The organism is Micrococcus sp. KRD128 (assembly GCF_017168395.1).
Taxonomy (GTDB): domain Bacteria; phylum Actinomycetota; class Actinomycetes; order Actinomycetales; family Micrococcaceae; genus Micrococcus; species Micrococcus luteus.
The window spans coordinates 1-18,503 of the sequence record NZ_JABFAX010000019.1 but is presented as its reverse complement, the minus strand read 5'-3'; the positions used below and the strand labels follow the sequence as shown (position 1 = coordinate 18,503).

At 75.0% G+C, this 18,503-nt stretch carries 16 protein-coding genes and 1 pseudogene; 12 read left to right on the top strand and 5 right to left on the bottom strand.

Features of this window, described 5'->3' with window-relative positions; all coding sequences use genetic code 11:
* Positions 1 to 52 precede the first annotated feature (52 nt).
* The 3 genes from J1M44_RS09710 to folP are packed head-to-tail and all read right to left on the bottom strand — an operon-like array spanning position 53 to position 2,783.
* Positions 53 to 1,006 carry a J domain-containing protein gene (locus J1M44_RS09710; RefSeq protein WP_115166084.1) on the bottom strand — a complete coding sequence of 318 codons (954 nt, stop codon included), beginning with the start codon at positions 1,004 to 1,006 and terminating at the stop codon, positions 53 to 55.
* Complete coding sequence (locus J1M44_RS09705; protein ID WP_206480906.1) at positions 1,003 to 1,794, bottom strand: pyrimidine reductase family protein; 792 nt, start codon at positions 1,792 to 1,794, stop codon at positions 1,003 to 1,005. The genes J1M44_RS09710 and J1M44_RS09705 overlap by 4 nt, the downstream gene beginning before the upstream one ends.
* Positions 1,791 to 2,783 carry a dihydropteroate synthase gene (gene folP / locus J1M44_RS09700; RefSeq protein ID WP_206480905.1) on the bottom strand — a complete coding sequence of 331 codons (993 nt, stop codon included), beginning with the start codon at positions 2,781 to 2,783 and terminating at the stop codon, positions 1,791 to 1,793. Before folP ends, J1M44_RS09705 begins: the two co-directional genes overlap by 4 nt.
* A 65-nt stretch (positions 2,784 to 2,848) precedes the next feature.
* Here folP and J1M44_RS09695 point away from each other — a divergent pair, with 65 nt between their 5' ends.
* From J1M44_RS09695 to secA, 12 genes are all read left to right on the top strand, one after another.
* The gene (locus tag J1M44_RS09695; protein WP_206480904.1) at positions 2,849 to 4,207 is read left to right on the top strand and encodes a potassium transporter TrkG; all 1,359 of its coding nucleotides are present in this window, start codon (positions 2,849 to 2,851) and stop codon (positions 4,205 to 4,207) included.
* Entirely contained in the window at positions 4,200 to 4,889 is a 690-nt protein-coding gene (locus tag J1M44_RS09690) for a potassium channel family protein (RefSeq protein ID WP_002854886.1), read from the top strand. Before J1M44_RS09695 ends, J1M44_RS09690 begins: the two co-directional genes overlap by 8 nt.
* Positions 4,890 to 4,926: 37 nt before the next feature.
* Positions 4,927 to 6,129, top strand: coding sequence for an aminotransferase class V-fold PLP-dependent enzyme (locus J1M44_RS09685; protein WP_206480903.1), 1,203 nt, complete (start codon positions 4,927 to 4,929; stop codon positions 6,127 to 6,129).
* Positions 6,130 to 6,168: 39 nt separating this feature from the next.
* Positions 6,169 to 7,305, top strand: coding sequence for a tRNA 2-thiouridine(34) synthase MnmA (gene mnmA, locus J1M44_RS09680; protein WP_206480902.1), 1,137 nt, complete (start codon positions 6,169 to 6,171; stop codon positions 7,303 to 7,305).
* A 9-nt stretch (positions 7,306 to 7,314) separates the two neighbouring features.
* Entirely contained in the window at positions 7,315 to 7,704 is a 390-nt protein-coding gene (locus J1M44_RS09675; RefSeq protein ID WP_041105225.1) for a chorismate mutase, read from the top strand.
* Entirely contained in the window at positions 7,697 to 8,812 is a 1,116-nt protein-coding gene (locus tag J1M44_RS09670) for a hypothetical protein (protein WP_206480901.1), read from the top strand. Before J1M44_RS09675 ends, J1M44_RS09670 begins: the two co-directional genes overlap by 8 nt.
* A gap of 152 nt (positions 8,813 to 8,964) precedes the next feature.
* Positions 8,965 to 9,636: an MtrAB system response regulator MtrA gene (gene mtrA, locus J1M44_RS09665; protein WP_206480900.1), complete on the top strand. Its 672-nt coding sequence runs from the start codon at positions 8,965 to 8,967 to the stop codon at positions 9,634 to 9,636.
* A 4-nt stretch (positions 9,637 to 9,640) separates the two neighbouring features.
* Positions 9,641 to 11,566 carry an MtrAB system histidine kinase MtrB gene (gene mtrB / locus J1M44_RS09660; RefSeq protein WP_206480899.1) on the top strand — a complete coding sequence of 642 codons (1,926 nt, stop codon included), beginning with the start codon at positions 9,641 to 9,643 and terminating at the stop codon, positions 11,564 to 11,566.
* Positions 11,563 to 13,308 (top strand): LpqB family beta-propeller domain-containing protein, encoded by a 1,746-nt coding sequence (locus J1M44_RS09655; RefSeq protein ID WP_206480898.1) that lies wholly within the window; start codon positions 11,563 to 11,565, stop codon positions 13,306 to 13,308. Before mtrB ends, J1M44_RS09655 begins: the two co-directional genes overlap by 4 nt.
* Before the next feature lie 108 nt (positions 13,309 to 13,416).
* Entirely contained in the window at positions 13,417 to 14,214 is a 798-nt protein-coding gene (locus J1M44_RS09650) for a ComF family protein (protein WP_002854872.1), read from the top strand.
* A 149-nt stretch (positions 14,215 to 14,363) separates the two neighbouring features.
* Positions 14,364 to 15,041, top strand: a complete 678-nt coding sequence (gene hpf / locus J1M44_RS09645; protein ID WP_002854870.1) for a ribosome hibernation-promoting factor, HPF/YfiA family — start codon at positions 14,364 to 14,366, stop codon at positions 15,039 to 15,041.
* Between the two features lie 174 nt (positions 15,042 to 15,215).
* Positions 15,216 to 17,951, top strand: coding sequence for a preprotein translocase subunit SecA (gene secA, locus J1M44_RS09640; protein WP_002854868.1), 2,736 nt, complete (start codon positions 15,216 to 15,218; stop codon positions 17,949 to 17,951).
* Between the two features lie 87 nt (positions 17,952 to 18,038).
* On the opposite strand, the gene J1M44_RS11890 is transcribed toward secA, so the two are convergent.
* Both J1M44_RS11890 and J1M44_RS12040 read right to left on the bottom strand, forming a co-directional pair.
* Entirely contained in the window at positions 18,039 to 18,377 is a 339-nt protein-coding gene (locus J1M44_RS11890; protein WP_446724876.1) for an Rv3235 family protein, read from the bottom strand.
* Positions 18,354 to 18,503, bottom strand: a pseudogene (locus tag J1M44_RS12040) (phosphoribosylamine--glycine ligase); the annotation flags it as partial. The gene J1M44_RS11890 and the pseudogene J1M44_RS12040, both read right to left, overlap by 24 nt.

Here is an 18,503-nt window from a genome sequence, read left to right as displayed (position 1 = left end):
GGAGTCGGGCACGCGCCCAGCCTAGTGGGGCGCCGCCGGGCGGGGGCGTGCCTCAGTGGAGCCGGTCGACCAGCGCGCCGAGCGCGCGCCGGTCCACGAGGTCCGGGTCCGTGCCGGTGCCCAGGAAGAGCGCGATCTCGCGCGCGAACGCGATCCCGGGTGCGGGCGGGGCGGTGAGCAGGTCGGCCTGCGCCTCCGGCGCGTCGGCGCCGCGCGTGTGGCGGATCACGGGTGCGTGCCGCGCGTCGCGGTCCGTCATCACGTGCACGAAGCCGCCGACGGTGACCTGGGGCAGGGCCTGCTGCCACGCCATCATCGCGGGGCCGAGCAGCGGCGGGGCCACGGGGCGGCCCCGGGAGCGCAGGTCCGCCCCGTCCCAGGTGTAGGTCCCCTCCGGGACCATGACGGAGCCGATCAGCGCCAGGCGGTGGCCGCACAGCACCGCGTGGTCCACGTCGAGGTGCCGTCCCCAGCGCCCGCCCAGCCGCAGTCCCGTCAGGACCCGGGCGGCCGGGAGCGCGTCCGCCACGTGGCGCAGCAGCACGTCGAGGGTGCGGGCCTGCCGCAGCACCCGGTGCTCGTCCGGCAGGATCCCGCGCGGTCGCGGCGCCCCGTGGACGCGTTGGCTCGATCGCGGCAGGTCCAGCACGGTCGGGTCCGCCTCCGCCTCGCCGGGCGGGGGTTCGTAGCGCACGGGGCGGTCGGCACGTCCGCCGGGTCCGGGCCGTCCCGACGATCGCGCCCGCGCTGACCCGCCCGGCGCGCGGGGGCCGCGGGCCCCGACGTCCGGGCCGGGCAGCGAGAGGTCGTACCGGCGCCGGGCCTCGGCGTCGCCGAGCAGCTCCCACGCCCGCGTCACGGCCCGGAAGGCGGCGGGGTCGCCACCGACGTCGGGGTGGGCGGCCCGGGCCGCGCGGCGGTAGGCCCGCCGGACCTCCTCGGCGGTCGCGTCGCGGGGCACGCCGAGGACCTCGTAGGCGGTGCGGTGCTCCTCGGCCGCGCTCACGGCGTGGGGTCCGGGCCGGGGGAGGCATGCCGCTCGTGGTGCAGGCGCAGGAACAGCATGCCGTCGTCGTGGAGCACCTGGACCAGCTGCAGCCGGGCGGGGAGGCCGGGGCCGTCCTCACCGGTCAGGACGCGGCTGGCGGCGGGTCCGGCCAGCAGCGGCGCCACGGTGAGGTGCACCTCGTCCACGAGGCCGGCCGCTGCGAGGCTGCCGAACAGGCGCGGTCCGCCCTCGCAGTGGACGACGCGGGCGCCGCGCGCGTGCAGGGTCGCCACCATGGTCTCGGAGTCCACGTGCTCCTGGCCGACCGCCAGCACGTCCGCGCGCGCGGCCAGCGCCGTCGCCCGCTCCGGCTCGGCCGCGAGGGCGGCCCGGGACGTGAGGATCCAGGGGCGCACCGGGGCGGCCGTGAAGAACGCGGACTCCGGGTCCAGGTCCAGGCTGCCGCTGACCACGGCCACGGGCGGGTCCGCGGGCCCGCCGGCCTGCGCGCGTCGACGCCGGTCCTCCTCGGACAGCAGCGCTCCCTCGTAGCCCTCGGCCCGGATGGTCCCGGCCCCCACGAGCACGACGTCGGCGTCGTGCCGGGACAGCGAGAGCAGCCGCTGGTCCGCGGGGGAGCCGAGCCCGCCGGCACGGCCGTCCAGGGTGGCCGCGCCGTCGGCGGAGGCGATGAACACGACGCGGACCCAGGCTCCGGGGCCGGTGTCCTCGGCCGTCGGGGCCGCGAGGGCGGCGCGGAGGGCGTCGTCGTCCAGGCCGGGGCCGGTCTCGGTCAGCCGTCTCATGCCCGCACCCCGTGGCGGGCGCGGTGTTCGGTCAGGGTGCTGCGATCCGGCGGCGGGTTCTCCTGACCCATGTTGTGGACCAGGCGCGCCGGCTGACGCCACCCGAACACGCACTCGAGCATGCGGGCCGCCGAGACGGAGGCGTCGGCGTCGTGCATACGCAGGATCCGGGCGCCGCCGTACACGCAGGCCGCGGCCGCGGCCAGCGAGCCGGGCAGGCGCTCGTGCCGGTGCCGGTCCAGGCTCTCGCCGATGAAGTCCTTGTTCGAGACCGCCGCCAGCACGGGCAGCCCCAGGGCGGCGATCTCGTCCAGCCGCCGCGTGATCTCGAGGGTGTGCCGGGTGTTCTTGTTCAGATCGTGGCCGGGGTCCACGATGATCCTGTCCTCCGGGACGCCGAGCGCCACGGCCCGGTCGACGGTGCGCCGCAGGTGGTCACGGACCTCCGTGACGACGTCGCCGTAGGTCGGCCGGGGGACCACGGCCCGGGGTCCGCGCACGTGGGCGAGGGAGTGGGTGACCACGAGGTGCGCGCCCGCGGCGGCCACCACCCGGCCCAGGTCCGCGTGGAACAGTCCCGTGGTGTCGTTGACGACGTCCGCCCCCGCGGCCAGGGCCGCCTCGGCCACGGCCGGCTGGAACGTGTCCGCCGAGAGGATCAACCGGCGCGACGCCTCGGAGGACCCGGCTCCGTCCCCACTCCGCAGGGCCGCGATCAGGGGGACCACCCGCGCCGCCTCCTCGGCCGGGTCGAGCTCCGCCCCGGGCGCGAACGGCACGCCGCCGACGTCGACCCACTCGGCTCCGGCGTCCGCCGCGGCGTGGGCCTGGGCGAGGGCGTCCTCCAGGACGGCGCCGGTGCCGTCGTCGTAGAAGGAGTCCGGGGTGCGGTTGACCACGGCCATCGTGACGATCCGGCGGCGGAAGTCGATCTCGTGGTGGGCGAACCGGTGCACCGGGTGGACGAGGGGGACGGAGGGGGTCGGCACCCGGCCATTCAACCACCGGCACCGCACGGTGACAGTGCGCCCCGGGAGGACTATGTTTTCCTCCCGTGGCTTCCACCTCGTCGCCGCGGGTCGGCCCGCGCCGGCCCCGCATCCGTCCGACCCAGCTCGTGGTCGGGTCCTTCCTCGTCGTCATCGTGACGGGCACCGGCGCACTGCTGCTGCCCGCCTCGTATCAGGGCCGCGCGCCCACCCCGCTGGAGGCCGCGTTCACGGCGACCAGCGCCACCACGGTGACGGGCCTCGGCGTCGTGGACACCCAGACGTTCTGGACACCCCTGGGCCAGGTCGTGATCCTCGCGCTCATCAAGCTCGGGGGCCTGGGCGTCATGACGTTCACGTCGCTGCTGGGGCTGGTGATCCTCCGGCGGCTCGGCCTCACCCAGCGCCTCGACGCCGCGGCCTCCACCCGGGCCGAGGGGATCGGGGACGTGCCGCGGGTGTTGCGGACCCTGATCCTGTACTCCACGGCCGTCGAGGCCTCGGTGGCGCTGCTGCTGAGCCTGCGCTTCTGGCTGGGCGTGGGGATGTCCCCGGGCCAGGCGCTGTGGCAGGGGGTCTTCCACGCGGTCTCCGCGTTCAACAACGCCGGGTTCGCGCTGTTCAGCGACAACCTCATGGGCTTCGTCTCGGACCCGTTCATCTGCCTGCCGATCGCGGCGGCGATCATCTTGGGCGGCCTGGGCCTGCCGGTCGTGCTGACCCTGCGGCGAGACCTGCGCCGACCCGAGCGGTGGAACCTCACGGTCCGGCTCGTGCTCGCGGGCACCGCGGTGCTGCTGGTGGGCGGCACGCTCCTGTACCTCGTCCTCGAGTGGTCCAACCCGCGGACCCTGGGCGGTCTGGACCCGGCCTCGCGCGTGCTCGCGGCGTTCTTCCAGTCCGTCACGACCCGCACCGCCGGCTTCAACACCCTGGACTACGGGCAGATGCGTCCCGTGACGCTCTTCGGCACCGACGTGCTCATGTTCATCGGCGGCGGCCCCGCCGGCACCGCCTCGGGCGTGAAGATCACGACGGCCAGCGTCCTGCTGTTCATCGTGCTCGCGGAGATCCGGGGGGAGGGCGCCGTCCATGCGTTCGGCCGCCGGCTCTCCCGGACCACGCACCGCGAGGCGATCACCGTGATCATGCTCTCCGCGACCGCGACCGCCGTCGCCACGATGGCGATCATGGGCCTGTCCTCGTTCACGACCGACCAGATCCTGTTCGAGTGCGTGTCCGCGTTCGGCACGGTGGGGCTGTCCACCGGCATCACCGCCCAGCTGCCGCCGGCCGCGCAGGGCATCCTGATGCTCCTCATGTTCATCGGCCGCATCGGCCCCGCCACCGTCGCCGGCAGCCTGGCCCTGACCGACCGCACCCGCCACTTCGAGTACCCGAAGGAGAGGCCCCTCATTGGCTGATCTCACCCGTTCCCTGTTCGCCCCCCGCCGGGGCGACCGCCCCACCGTGGCCGTCCTCGGGCTCGGCCGGTTCGGCTCCGGGGTCGCCCTCGAGCTCATGGAGTCCGACTGCCACGTGCTGGGGGTCGACGCCGATCCCGGGGCCGTCCAGGCGCTCAACGGCCGGCTGACCCACGTCGTCCGCGCGGACAGCACGGACGAGGAGGCGATGCGCCAGCTCTCGGTCCACGAGATGGACCACGTCGTCGTCGCCATCGGCGGCGACCTCGCCGACTCGATCCTCACCGCCTCCCTGATGCGGCGGTTCGGGACGCACCAGCTCTGGGCCAAGGCCAACGACGACCGCCACGGCGAGATCCTGCGTCAGCTCGGCGTGGAGCACGTGGTCCACCCGGAGCGGGACATGGGCCGCCGCGTGGCGCACCTGGTCAGCACGTCCTTCCAGGACTTCGTCGAGGTCGAGCCGGGCCTGGCCATGGTCCGGGCCACGCCGCCGTCGCGCCTGCTGGGCAGGGACCTGCGAGCCACCGGGCTCGCGGGGGAGCGGGGCATGCGCGTGGTCGCCGTCCGCAGCCGCGGCACGTGGCTCTACCCGCCGAGTCACTACGTCCTCGAGCCCGAGGACACGATCCTCCTGGTCGGCCCGACCCGCGACGTCGAGCGGTTCCTCGCCCGGGACTGAGCCGGGGCACATCCGGCGCGGCTCCTAGACTGGCAGCGTGACCACCCCGGACCGCGTGCACCTGGACCACGCCGCCACCACGACGGTGCGCCCCACCGCGCTCGCGGCCCTGGCCGAGGCGGCCGCGCTGCCGGGCAACCCGGCCTCCCTCCACGCCTCGGGCCGCCGGGCCAAGCTGTGCCTCGAGGAGGCGCGGGAGCGCATCGCCGCGGCGCTCGGGGCGCACCCCACCGAGGTGATCCTCACGTCCGGGGGCACCGAGGCGGACAACCTCGCCGTCCAGGGGCTGTACCGGGCCCGCCGCGCGGCCGCGCCGGAGCGCACCCGGATCGTGCTGACCGGCATCGAGCACCACGCGGTCCTCGACGTGGTGGACTGGCTCGCCGCGCACGAGGGCGCCGAGCCGGTGCTCGTCCCGGTCGACGACGACGGGCGGGTCGACCTCGCCGCATGGGGGGCCGCGCTGGCGACCGCGCCCGAGCGGACCGCCCTGGCCACGCTGATGTGGGCCAACAACGAGATCGGCACGGTCCAGCCCGTGGCCGAGGCCGCCCGGCTCGCGGCCGACCACGGGGTCCCGATGCACACCGACGCCGTCCAGGCCCTCGGGGCGGTTCCCGTGGACTTCGCCGCGTCCGGGGCCGCGACCCTGGCCGTCTCGGGGCACAAGGTCGGCGCCCCCGTGGGTGTCGGCGCCCTGCTCGTACGCCGGGACGTCACGCTGGAGGCCGTGGTGCACGGCGGCGGCCAGGAACGCCGCCTGCGCTCGGGCACGGTCTCGGTGGCCCTGGCCGCCGCGCTCGCGGCCGCCGTGGCGGAGGCCGTCGCGGAGCAGCCCGCCGAGGCCGCCCGCCTGGGCGGGCTGCGGGACGAGGTGATCGCCGCCGTCGACGCCCTGGACGGGGTGCGCCTGACCGGGCCGCGGGACCTCGACCCGGCGACGGGGCAGCCGCTGCCGCCGGGGACGCGCCGACTGCCCGGCAACGTCCACATCACCGTGCCGGGCCGGACGGCGGACGCGCTGCTGTTCTCCTTCGACATGGCCGGGCTGGACACCTCGTCCGGGTCGGCGTGCACCGCCGGGGTGGCCGAGCCGTCGCACGTGGTCGCGGCCCTGCCGGGGCGGACGGAGGCCGACGCGCGGGCCACCCAGCGGTTCACCCTCGGCCGGACGACGACGCAGGCCGAGGCGGCTGCGCTCATCGACGCGCTGCGGACGCTGCTGGGGCCGGGCGTCTAGACTGGACCGCCCGTCCGTCGTCGAGAGAGGAGTCCGCCCGTGAAGGTCCTGGCCGCCATGTCCGGGGGAGTCGACTCCGCCGTCGCCGCGGCGCGTGCCGTGGACGCCGGGCACGACGTCGTCGGCGTCCACCTGGCCCTGTCCCGCATGCCCGGCACCCTGCGCACCGGCTCACGCGGCTGCTGCACCATCGAGGACGCCTCGGACGCGTGGCGCGCGTGTGAGCGGCTCGGCATCCCCTTCTACACGTGGGACTTCTCCGAGCGGTTCGCGGAGGACGTCGTGGACGACTTCGTGGCCGAGTACGAGGCCGGCCGCACGCCCAACCCGTGCATGCGCTGCAACGAGCGCATCAAGTTCGCGGCGCTGCTCGAGCGCGCCCTCGAGCTGGGCTTCGACGCCGTCTGCACCGGCCACTACGCCGCCGTGCGGCCCGGTTCGGACGGCTCGCTGGAGCTGCACCGCGCCGCGGACGACGCGAAGGACCAGTCCTACGTGCTCGGCGTGCTGACCGCGGATCAGCTCGCCCACTGCCTCTTCCCGCTCGCGGACACGCCGTCCAAGGAGCTCGTGCGCGCCGAGGCGGCCGAGCGCGGCCTGTCCGTGGCGGCGAAGCCGGACTCCCACGACATCTGCTTCATCCCCGACGGCGACACCCGCGGCTGGCTGGCCGAGCGCATCGACCTGGCCCCCGGCCCCATCGTGGACGCGGAGGGACAGGAGCTCGGCACCCACGCGGGCGCCCAGGCGTTCACGGTCGGCCAGCGCAAGGGCCTGGCCATCGGCCGTCCCGCGCCCGACGGCAAGCCCCGGTTCGTGCTCGAGGTGCGGCCGAAGGAGAACACCGTGGTCGTCGGCGGGCGTGAGCTGCTCGACGTCGACCGCATCACCGGCATCCGTCCGTCGTGGGCCGGCGCCCCGGTGCCCGAAGCCCGCACGGGTGCCTGGTTCGACTGTGCGCTGCAGTTCCGGGCCCACGGCGAGATCGTCGAGGCCCGCGCCCGCCAGCGCGCGGACGCGGCGGGGCATCCGGGGTGGGAGATCGAGCCGGTGCGCCCCCTGCGCGGCGTGGCTCCCGGTCAGACGGCCGTCCTGTACCGGGGCACCCGCGTGCTCGGCCAGGCCACCATCGACACCGCCCGCAATGCCCGGCTGTCCGCCCCCGCGGATGCGTAGGCTTCGGCCATGAGCCCGGACTACGACCCCCACGCCAGCTCGCTGCCCGGCACCGCGGACCCGGCGGTCCTCGACGAGCTCTTCGCGATCCGCGGCAGCATCGACAACATCGACGCCTCGCTCGTCTACCTGCTGGCCGAGCGGTTCAAGTTCACGCAGCGGGTCGGTGCGCTGAAGGCCCGGCACGACCTGCCGCCCTCGGACCCCGGGCGTGAGGCCGCCCAGATCGCGCGGCTGCACCGGCTCGCGCTCGAGGCCGACCTCGAGCCCGCGTTCGCCGAGAAGTTCCTGAACTTCATCATCGCCGAGGTCATCCGCCACCACCGCGCGCTGGCGGCCGAGGGTCGGCCGGACGCCGAGGCGGAGCCGGGGGCGCGCTCCGGGGACGCGGATGACTGAGACCGCCCACGACGACGGCGCCACCGGCCCCGTCGCCCTCGGCGGCACGCCGTGGCGCGGCACCGACGTCGCCGAGGCGCAGCGCGTCACGCTCGGCGAGCTCGGCGCGGACCACTGGCCGGTGCTCCCCGAGCTGCCCGATCGCGGACCCGGCGCCGACGCCACCGGCCGCTCGGCCGCCCTTCTGCAGGAGCTGGCCGTCGACCTGCAGCCGCACGGCTGGCGGGTCAGCCCGCCCGGGGCCGCCGGCTCCGGCCGTGACCGACGCCGCGCCGTCTCCCTCTGGCGCGAGGACGCACACCGCTGGGCGGACACCGCGGGGGCCGAGGGCGCCGTCGTCGAACGTCTGGCCGTGCGGGTGCGCGGCCCGCTCAGCCTGCTCGCCGGCCTCTGGCTGCCCGGGGGAGAGCGCGTCCTCGGCGACCACGGCGCCCGCCGCGACGTCGCCGAGTCCTATCTCGAGGGACTGCAGGACGCCCTGCCCCGCCTCCGAAGGGCCACCGGGGCGGCCCGCCTCGGTGTCGTCGTCGACGAGCCGTGGGCGGCGGCCGTCCTCGCCGGGACCCTGCCCACCGCGAGCGGGTACCGCACCGTCCGGTCGCTGCCGCGCGAGGAGACCCGCGGGCTGTGGCGCGCCGCCCTCGACGGGCTCACCGCCCTGCCCGACGTCGCCCGGGTGTGGCTCGCGCCGGGCCGCCGCGCCGCCTCCCCGGGGGCCGAGCTGCCCGGACCCGCCGCGCTGGCGGCGTTGACGGGCGAGTCCCTGCCCAGGCCCGACGCAGCTGCGGACGCGCCCGCCCCGGCCCCGGTCTCGCTCGTGGTGGGCGTGGGCCCCCTCGACGACGGCGCGGACGGTTCGCCCGGCACCCGCGAGGCGTGGGAGGCGGCGGCCGGCTGGGCCGACGTCGGGCGCGGGCTGACCCTGGCCCCCGCACCGGGCGTGCGCCCGGTCGACGTCGTCCGCACGTGGGACCGGCTGGGGGTGGACCCCGGACGGGTGGGCGACGTCGGCCTCACGGCGGCGGGGTCGCACGACCCCGCCGTGCTCCGCACTCTGCGGCGGGACGCGGAGGAGCTGGCCGCACGGCTTGCCGAGCTGCGCAGCTGAGCCGGCGCCCCGACGGACCGGGGCGACCTCCGGCGTCGTCCGCCGTGGACGGGCCCGCCCGGCGGGTATCATCGGGCTGATCCTGAAAATTTCCTGTGCCCGGGGCCGGTCCCGCTCGCGGCGCCGGGGGGAGCGCTGACGAGGAGGTCAGGATGGGCAAGGCCAAGATCCTGGTGGTGGACGACGACGAGGCGCTGGCCGAGATGATCGGCATCGTCCTGCGCAATGACGGCTTCGAGCCGGCGTTCGCCGCGGACGGCACCTCCGCACTGCCCGCGTTCCACCGCGAGCGCCCCGATCTCGTGCTGCTGGACCTCATGCTCCCCGGCATCGAGGTCTGCAGGCTCATCCGATCCGAGTCGGACGTGCCGATCGTGATGCTCACGGCCAAGTCGGACACGGCGGACGTGGTGCGCGGCCTCGAGTCGGGTGCCGACGACTACGTGCCCAAGCCGTTCAAGCCGGCCGAGCTCGTGGCCCGCGTCCGGGCCCGCCTGCGTGAGGGGGAGGCCAAGCCGGCGGAGGTCCTGCACATCGGGGACCTCGAGATCGACGTGGCGGGCCACCAGGTCACCCGCGGCGGGGTCGGCATCGCCCTCACCCCGCTGGAGTTCGACCTCCTCGTGGCCCTCGCCCGGCGGCCGCGCCACGTCTTCACCCGCGAGATGCTGCTGGAGGAGGTCTGGGGCTACCGGCACCAGGCCGACACCCGGCTCGTGAACGTCCACGTCCAGCGCCTGCGCTCCAAGGTCGAGCCGGATCCCGAGAACCCGTGCGTCGTGCTGACCGTCCGCGGCGTCGGGTACAAGGCCGGCCAGGGCTGAGGGCATGACCGTGTCCGGCCCGGGTGTGAGCGCGGCCCCGGCGGCCGAGGCCGGCGCCGAGCCGGTCGAGCCCGCCGCCGGCCGCGCACGGTCGTGGGTCCCCGGCCCCGCGTGGCGTGCGCTGCGCAGCCGGTGGCGCCGGTCACTGCGGCTGCGCACGGCGGTGCTCGCGGCCCTGCTCTCGATCCTCGCGGGCCTCGTGGTCGCCGCGTTCCTGACGCAGCAGATCACCCAGGCCCTCTTCGAGGCCCGCTACGAGCAGGTCCAGGCCGAGGCCCGCCGTGGCCTGAGCCAGGTGCGCGAGACGTTCGCGCAGACCACCGCCACGGACGCGCAGAGCACGGACGTGCTGGTGACCCAGACCCTGCGTGCCCTCGAGGGGGACTCGGGCACCACGATCCGCCGCCGCTACCACCTCGCCCCGCTGCCGGACTCCGAGTCCGCGTACGTGGGGACGATCTCCTCCGCCGGGCTCGATCCCGCGGTGATCCCCCAGGAGCTGCAGGACGCGGTCGCCTCCGGGCCGGGCGTGTACGACGCGAGCGTGGCGCTGCCGTACCCCGGCGGCGGCACCCGGCCCGGCCTCGTGTTCGGCGCCCAGGTGGTGCTGCCCCCGGGTGCCACCTACGGGCTCTACCTCGTCTACGACCTCGCCGACGTCCAGAGCTCGCTCGACTCGGTGCTCGGTGTGCTGCTGGTGTTCGGCGTCGGCTTCCTGGTGATCAACGTGCTGGTCTCGTGGTGGGTCTCGCGGCGGGTGACCCGGCCCGTGCAGCAGGCGGCCCGGGCGGCCGAGTCCCTCTCGAGCGGCAACCTGGCCGTGCGGATGCCGGTCGACGGTGAGGACGAGATGGCCCGCCTGGGCACGTCCTTCAACCGGATGGCGGACAGCATCCAGGACCAGATCAGCCAGCTCGCCCAGCTGTCCCAGATGCAGCAGCGGTTCGTCTCGGACGTCTCCCATGAGCTGCGCACGCCGCTGACGACCGTGCGGATGGCGGCCGACGTGCTGTACGGCTCGCGCGAGGACTTCGACCCGGTCAATCGGCGCTCGACCGAGCTGCTCTACCACCAGGTGGATCGCTTCCAGGCCATGCTCGCGGACCTGCTGGAGATCACCCGGTTCGACGCCGGCGCCGCCACCCCGGCCCTCGAGGCCACGGACATGCTCGAGCTGGCCCGCGACGTCGTGCTCACCTCTCAGCCGTTGGCCGATCAGATCGGCGTGCCCGTGTACGTGGTGCCCATGGACCGGGACCGCGCCGACGGCCACGTCGCCTGGGTCGACCCGCGGCGCATCGAACGGATCCTGCGCAACCTGGTGAACAACGCGATCGAGCACGCCGAGGGCCGGCCGGTGGACGTGCTCGTGGCGGCCGACGAGGAGGCCGTCACGTTCGCCGTCGTGGACCACGGCATCGGCATGAGCCCCGAGCAGGTGCAGCGCGTGTTCGATCGGTTCTGGCGTGCCGACCCCGCACGCAAGCGCACCACCGGCGGGTCCGGACTGGGTCTGGCGATCGCCACCGAGGACACCCGGCTGCACGGCGGCCGGCTCGAGGCGTGGGGCGAGCTGGGGGAGGGGTCCACCTTCATGGTGACCCTGCCCCGGGCGCCGCGCCCGGCCGCGCAGGGCGCGGAGGCCCCCGAACCGATCGGCCGCTCCGTGCTGCCCATTCCGCCCCGCTACAGCACGGCGGACCGCCGGTACGCCGATGACCTGTCCCGGCCCGTCCCGCAGGAGGCGGACGCCGACGCCGCCGGCGCGATCACGGACGTCGCCGCGGCGGCCGCGGCCGCCCCGCCGTCCGCGCGCCAGGCCGAGCAGGCCCTGACCGCGCCGACCCGGCCGGTGCGCGTGGTCCCTCCCGCCGACGGGTCGGCTGCCGGGGACCGGACCGGCGATAACGGGGCAGAGGAGGCCCGATGACCACCGTGGATCCGCAGCCGCCCCGCCCGCCGCGGGTCGCCGTCGTCGGCGTGATCGTCGCCCTGGTGCTCGCCCTCAGCGGCTGCACCCAGATCCCCCAGAGCTCCGAGGTGCGCAGCGCCGACCCGGTCGACGGGGCCACCGCGGCCGCCGACGCGCCGCAGTTCCATCCGCCGGGACCGGCCGAGTCGGACACAGCGGAGGAGGCCATCCGGGGCTTCCTGCTCGCGGGCACGAGCCCGCAGGACGACTACGCGGTGGCGCGCGAGTTCCTCGACGGGCCAGCGGCCACCCAGTGGACGCCCGGACAGCGCACTCTCGTGTACTCGGCGGAGCCGCGCATCACCCGGGGCGACGGCGCCGGGCACTACCAGATCCAGGTCGAGGTCGACTCGGAGATCGACGAGTACGGCCTGCGGACCATCGCGCCGCCGGGGACCACGCGGGCTTGGGCGGTCACGGTGCAGGAACGGCCGCAGGGCATGCGGATCACGTCCACGGAGAACGGCACGCTGCTCTCCCAGGCGCAGTTCGGACAGCTGTTCGCCCCGCACGAGCTCGCCTTCTACGACACCGCGAAGCGCTACGTCGTGCCGGACGTGCGGTGGTTCGTCAATCGGGGCACCACCGTGACCGCGGTGACGCGAGCGCTGCTGCGCGGGCCGGCACCGTATCTGGCCGGGGCGGTGGACACGGCCTTCCCGCTGCGCACCGGCACCGACCTGGCCGCGCCCACGGTGCCCGTCGACGACGACGGGGTGGCCCACGTCGACCTCACCCAGGCGGCTGCCGAGGGGGCCGACGCCGACCGGCGGCACCGCATGCGGGAGCAGCTGGAGCTGACCCTGACGGGCCTCCAGTCGGTCAAGGAGGTCGAGGTGACCGTCGCCGGCGCCCAGCTGTCCACGTCGGGAGACGACGGCCCCGCCCCGGTCCAGACCGACGCCGCCGTCGGCTCGGTCCAGGTGGGCATCGACACGGCGACGGGCGGACTCGTCTACGTGCAGGGGACCAGCGTCACGCCGGTGGGCGGCGCCCCGGACGTCACCGCGCTCGATCCGGTCCGCCCGACGATGTCCGGCGACCGCAGCCGCTTCGCGTTCGTCACCCGTGACCGGACGGCGGTCCACGTCGCCGGCACGGACGGCTCCCTGCGGGAGGTGCTGCGCGGCACCGGGCTCACCGTCCCGTCGCTGGACCTCCTGGGCTGGGTGTGGGCGGCCGACCGGGGGACGACCTCGCGGATCCGCGCCGTCTCGGCCCAGCCCGGCGGGCAGGAGCGCATCGTGACGGCCACGTGGCTGCGGCCCGGCGAGCGGATCGTCGACCTGCGGTTGTCCCGGAGCGGGGCCCGGGCCGCGATGCTCGTCGACGACGGCCAGCGGACCACTCTGCGCGTGTCCGGCGTCGTGCGCGGTTCGGACGGGGTGCCGAACGCCCTGACCGAGCCGATCCTGCTGCCCTCCTCCGGGCCGGAGGACTCGGTGGAGTGGGCCGGCGACACGAACCTGCTCGTCTCGGCGTACGCCGAGAAGCCGGAGGAGCGCGTGGTGCCGCGGATCGTCTCGATCGACGGCACCGTCCGGGAGCTCAACCCGCTGGGCGGTCTGCGGGGGATCTCCGCCGGCGACGACGGCGCCTATTACGCGGAGACGGAGGAGTTCGTGTTCCTGCTGGTGGGCTCCTCGTGGCGGGCGCAGGAGCTCGACCGCGGGGTGCGCGACCTCTCGTTCCCGGACTGAGCCGGGCCCGCGCCGGGCGCCCGTCGTCCATTCCTGCACAGCCGCCCCGTCCCGCACAGCGGCCCGCCCCGGCGCCCGGACGGCGGTGGCGTGCGGTGGACTCATCGCATGCCTTCCCCGCCGTCCTCCCCGTCCCCGGCGTCGGCGTTCGGCGCCCTCGGTCGGGCCCTGGCCGACCTGGTCCTGCCCGCCGAGTGCGCGGTGTGCGCGGCGCCGGGCCACCGGCTCTGCCCGGCCTGCGCGGAGGGACTGACCGCCGCCCTGTCCCTGCCCTTCCGGGCGGAGCAGGACGCCCCGGCCCTGCCCTTGGGCCCCGGCGGCGCTCCCCTGCCGGTGATGGCGGCCGGTCGCTACGCAGAACCGCTGGCGGCCGCCGTGCTCGCGTTCAAGGACCATCACGCGCTGCACCTGCGCGGCGTGCTGGGCGAGGCCCTCTGCCGGACCGTCGCCGCGGCGCGCCTCGAGCCGGACCTGCCCGGGGCACCGCACGCCCTGCTCGTCCCGGTCCCGGGCGGCGCGGTCGGATTCCGACGGCGCGGCTACGACCCGCTCGTCGAGCTCACCCGGGCGCTGCCGGCGCCGTGGCTGGTCTCCGACGCCGTCCGCGCTCGGCTGCTGCCCCGCGCGAGCACGCTCCGGGGTGGCGGCCCGTCCCATGCGGGCGCCGGGGCGGGCCAGCGCCGCCGGCGGGCCCGGGACTGGCGCGTCGTCGCCGGACGGCTGCCGGCCCGCGCGCCCGTCCTGCTCGTGGACGACGTCCTCACCACCGGCGCCACCCTCGCCGCGCTCGCGGAGGCGGTGCGCCGCGCCGGCGGGCACCCTGTCGGGGCCGTCGTGCTCGCGGCCGTGGCCCCGCCGCGGGATCCCGCCGAGCCTGGCCCCCGGCCAGGCCCCCGGGTAGGGTGAACGGCACGGAATCGCCCCTACGGTTCCCGTCCTGCCGACGGCTGGAAGGAGGTCGCCCCCTCGGACCCGCCGCCGCCCTGCGGACGCGACACCGAGGCGCACCTCCCCTCCCGAGGCCGGACCCGTGAGAGTCGGACCAGGAGGACGCCATGACCATGGATGTCAGCTACATCGCCCGCAACCTCAGGCTCCCGGAGAGCTTCCGCGACCACGTCGTCGAGCGCACCGAGCGCCTCCAGCCGCTCGCCGAGGGCGCCGACACGCTCGAGGTCCGCGTGACGAAGGCCTCCCACCACAAGCACTCGGACGAGACGGTCCGCGTGGAATTGACGGTCCGCGGCCCGCGGGACGTCGTGCGGGCTGAGGCCGACGCGGACGACAAGCTGGCAGCCTTCGACCAGGCCGCCACCCGACTGACCGAGCGCCTGCGGCGCATGCGCGACCGCCGCAAGGACCGCCGCCACGGCAAGCTCGGCGCCTCCCGCGGTGCGGGCGAGGTCGGATTCGTGCCGCCGCTGCCGCCGTCGGGTGCCGCGCTGGCCGCGGAGGAGGCCGCCGAGCAGGACGCCCCCGAGGTGGGCACCCCGGTGCGCATCCGCCAGAAGGCGTTCCCCGCGACCCCCATGAGCGTGGACGAGGCCGTGGACGCGATGGAGTTGGTGGGTCATGACTTCTTCCTCTTCCAGAACGCCGAGACCGGCGTGCCCTCCGTGGTCTACCGTCGTCGGGGCTGGAGCTACGGCGTGATCCGCCTGGACGAGTCCCTCCCGCAGGATCACGTCTCCGCCTCCGAGGGGGAGCGGGCCTACCAGGCGCGGGAGGACTGACCGCCCCGCCGACGTCGACCACGACCTGCTGACGCCGCGGCGCCCTTCCCCTCCGGGACGGGCGCCGCGGCCCGTCCGGGCTCGGCCCGTACACTGTCCCGGAGACCGCGCCACGGCCGAGCGCGAGGGGCATCCCGTCCCGCCCCGGCCACACCGCAAGGGAGCAGAGAACCAGTGCCTTCGATCATCGACCGCGTCCTGAAGATCTCGGACAACCGCGTCCTCAAGCGTATGCAGGCCACGGTGGACGCCGTGAACCTCCTCGAGGACGACTTCCGGGCGCTCAGCGATGCGGAGCTGCGTGCCGAGACGGACACGCTCCGGGCCCGGCATGCGGACGGCGAGTCGTTGGACCTGCTCCTGCCGGAGGCGTTCGCCGCGGTCCGGGAGGCCGCGGGACGCACGCTCGGCCAGCGGCACTACGACGTCCAGCTGCTCGGCGGCATCGCGCTGCACCAGGGCAACATCGCGGAGATGAAGACCGGCGAGGGCAAGACCCTCGTGGCCACCGCTCCGGCCTACCTCAACGCGCTGTCCGGCAGGGGCGTGCACGTGGTGACGGTCAACGACTTCCTCGCCTCCTACCAGGCCGACCTCATGGGCCGCGTGTTCCGCTTCCTCGGCATGCAGACGGGCGTCATCGTGGCGGGCCAGACCCCGGCCGTACGGCGCGAGCAGTACGCCGCGGACATCACCTACGGCACGAACAACGAGTTCGGCTTCGACTTCCTCCGGGACAACATGGCCTGGTCCCTCGACGAGCTCGTGCAGCGTGAACACCACTACGCGATCGTCGACGAGGTGGACTCGATCCTCATCGACGAGGCCCGCACCCCGCTGATCATCTCCGGCCCCGCCCAGGGCGAGGCCAACCGGTGGTACGGCGAGTTCGCCCGGCTGGTGCGCCGACTCGAGGCGGACACGGACTACGAGGTGGACCACAAGAAGCGCACCGTCGGCATCCTCGGTCCCGGCATCGAGAAGGTCGAGGACCACCTCGGCATCACGAACCTGTACGAGACGCAGAACACCACGCTCATCCAGTTCCTGAACAACGCGGTCAAGGCCAAGGAGCTGTTCAAGCGGGACAAGGACTACGTGGTCCTCGACGGCGAGGTGCAGATCGTCGACGAGCACACGGGCCGCGTGCTCAAGGGACGCCGCTACAACGAGGGGCTCCACCAGGCCATCGAGGCCAAGGAGGGCGTCGAGGTCAAGCCCGAGAACCAGACGCTGGCCACGGTGACCCTGCAGAACTACTTCCGCGGCTACGAGAAGCTCGCCGGCATGACGGGCACCGCCGAGACGGAGGCCGCCGAGTTCACGTCCACCTACGGCCTCGGCGTCGTCGTGATCCCGCCGAACCGGGAGCGGCAGCGCGTGGACCGCAACGACGTGGTGTACAAGAACGAGAAGGTCAAGTTCGACGCCGTCGTCGACGACATCGCCGAGCGGCACGCGAAGGGCCAGCCGGTCCTGGTGGGCACCACCTCGGTGGAGAAGTCCGAGTACCTCTCCACGCTGCTGGCCAAGCGCGGCGTCCGCCATGAGGTCCTGAACGCGAAGAACCACGCGCGCGAGGCCGCCATCGTGGCGCAGGCCGGCCGCCCGGGCGCCGTCACCGTGGCCACCAACATGGCCGGCCGCGGCACCGACATCATGCTCGGCGGCAACGCCGAGTTCACGGCGGTGGCCCGCATGCAGGAGCTGGGCCTCGACGCCGCCGAGGACCCGGAGGCGTACGAGGCCCGCTGGCCCGAGGTGCTGGCGCAGGCCGAGGCCGCCGTGGAGGACGCGCACCGCGCGGTCATCGAGGCCGGCGGCCTGTACGTGGTGGGCACCGAGCGCCACGACTCGCGCCGTATCGACAACCAGCTGCGCGGTCGTTCCGGCCGTCAGGGCGACCCGGGCGAGTCCCGGTTCTACCTCTCCCTCACGGACGAGCTCATGCGCAACTTCAACCCGGGTGTGGCCCAGCGGATCATGAACAGCCCGTCGATCCCGGACGACATGGCGCTCGAGTTCGGCTTCGTCTCGAAGGCGATCCAGAACGCGCAGGCGCAGGTCGAGGGGCGCAACGCCGAGCAGCGCAAGAACGTGCTCAAGTACGACGACGTGATGAACCGCCAGCGCGAGGCCATCTACACGGACCGCCGTTCGATCCTCGAGGGGGAGGACCTGCAGGACCGGGTGCGCCGCTTCGTGGAGGACGCCGTCGGGAACATCGTGGACGCGGCCACCGAGGAGGGCCAGGCCACCGACTGGGACCTCGACCAGCTGTGGCGGGACCTGGCAGAGCTCTACCCCGTGGGCATCTCGCAAGAGGACGTCCTCGACGAGGTCGGCGGCCGGGGCCGGCTCAAGGCCGAGGTCCTCAAGCGCGAACTCGTTTCCGATGCGCTCCTGGCGTACGAGGACCGGGAGGCGCAGGTGGGATCTGAGGCGCTGCGGGAGGCGGAGCGTCGCGTGGTGCTCGCCACCATCGGGCGCCGCTGGCAGGAGCATCTCTACGAGATGGACTACCTCAAGGAGGGCATCGGGCTGCGCGCGATGGCCCAGCGCGAGCCCCTCGTGGAGTACCAGCGCGAGGGCTACACGATGTTCCAGAACATGCTCGCCGCCATCCGCGAGGACGCCGTGCGCACGCTGTTCCAGGCGCAGATCAGTGCGGCCCCCGCGCCGACGTCGCTGCCCGGCGTCCAGGACGCCCGCGCCGTGACGATGGCCCCGCAGATCTCGGTGGAGGGCATCGACGCCCCGCAGCGCCCGGCGCAGCTGCGTTTCACCGGTCCGTCCGAGGACGGGCAGAGTGCGGTCACCCGCAGTGGCACGGACTCCGGCGCCACGGTCGCGGCGGGCACGAACCGCCGCTCCCGCCGTCAGGCGGAGCGCCGCGGCCGCCGCGGCTGACCGGCATCCCGCGACGACGCAGGACGAGGGCCCGCAGACCTCCTGGTCTCCGGGCCCTCGATCGTCAGTCCGACGGGACGATCCGGCTCAGCCGATCTCGACCGACGTCACCTTCCACCGGCTGAGCCGCCGCTCGAGTCGGAGTGCGAAGGCCCGGGCCCGGCCCTCCCACAGCACCGTCGCACTGGCCTCCACCCGGCCGGGTGCGACCTCGCACACGCGGGCGCCCACCGGGCGGGGTGCGGACGCGGACGCCCGGGGCGGGACGGCCGCGGCGGGTCGTCGACCGGGCCCGGTCGGCGCGACGGCGCCCAGCAGCTCCATGCGACGGGTCAACTTGTCCAGGACCTCGGGCGAGAGCCAGGCGGAGAGGTCCCGCAGGGCACGGCGGCCCGTCTCGACCTCGACGCAGGCGACGGCGATCACGGCGGCGAGCGGAGCCTCGGGACCGACGACGACGAGGTCGGCCCCCAGCTCGCGCGCGAGCTCCACGACGGCGGCCGGGTCGGTGGCCTCGACGGCGTGGAGGGTGGCCAGGTCGGCCATGCCGGC

What these genes read in the sequence shown, in the direction of transcription:
- mtrB (WP_206480899.1), top strand. Translation starts at nt 9,641, where the DNA reads ATGACCGTGTCCGGCCCGGGTGTGAGCGCGGCCCCGGCGGCCGAGGCC.
- hpf (WP_002854870.1), top strand. Translation starts at nt 14,364, where the DNA reads ATGACCATGGATGTCAGCTACATCGCCCGCAACCTCAGGCTCCCGGAG.
- J1M44_RS09705 (WP_206480906.1), bottom strand. Translation starts at nt 1,794, where the DNA reads ATGAGACGGCTGACCGAGACCGGCCCCGGCCTGGACGACGACGCCCTC.
- J1M44_RS09670 (WP_206480901.1), top strand. Translation starts at nt 7,697, where the DNA reads ATGACTGAGACCGCCCACGACGACGGCGCCACCGGCCCCGTCGCCCTC.
- J1M44_RS09650 (WP_002854872.1), top strand. Translation starts at nt 13,417, where the DNA reads ATGCCTTCCCCGCCGTCCTCCCCGTCCCCGGCGTCGGCGTTCGGCGCC.
- J1M44_RS09675 (WP_041105225.1), top strand. Translation starts at nt 7,315, where the DNA reads ATGAGCCCGGACTACGACCCCCACGCCAGCTCGCTGCCCGGCACCGCG.
- J1M44_RS09655 (WP_206480898.1), top strand. Translation starts at nt 11,563, where the DNA reads ATGACCACCGTGGATCCGCAGCCGCCCCGCCCGCCGCGGGTCGCCGTC.
- mtrA (WP_206480900.1), top strand. Translation starts at nt 8,965, where the DNA reads ATGGGCAAGGCCAAGATCCTGGTGGTGGACGACGACGAGGCGCTGGCC.